Annotated in this window: 1 protein-coding gene; it reads left to right on the top strand. The window is 77.8% G+C overall.

Features of this window, described 5'->3' with window-relative positions; all coding sequences use genetic code 11:
- Positions 1 to 379: LGFP repeat-containing protein (locus E9549_RS22940; protein WP_374201477.1), on the top strand; the 379-nt coding region annotated here is incomplete at both ends.

The following is a 379-nucleotide window of genomic DNA, read 5'->3' as shown; positions in this document are numbered from 1 at the left end:
GCGGGGCTGGATCTACTGGTCGGCCGCCACCGGGGCGCGGGTCGTGGGCGGGCCGGTGCGGGACGCGTGGCTGGCCGCCGGCGGTGACGCCGGCGACCTCGGCATGCCGGTCGCGGACTCGGCCGCGACGGCCGACGGTCTCGCGCAGTACGGGCACTTCCAGGGCGGCTCCCTGTACCTGCACCGCGACCTGGGCACGCGCCTGGTCCCCGGCGACGTCCTCCTCGGCTGGCAGGAAGGCGGCGGGCCTGCGGGGCCGCTGGGTTACCCCACCTCGGATGCGGTGCCGACCGCGGACGGGGTGGGTGTGGTGATGGCCTTCCAGGGTGGGGAGGTGTACGCGGCCTCGGGGGCCGGGCACGCCCTGCACGGGCCGGTG

The organism is Blastococcus sp. MG754426 (assembly GCF_021699055.1).
Lineage (GTDB): Bacteria > Actinomycetota > Actinomycetes > Mycobacteriales > Geodermatophilaceae > Blastococcus.
Note: the sequence above shows the minus strand (reverse complement) of the source record. Positions and strands in the feature narration are given on the sequence as shown.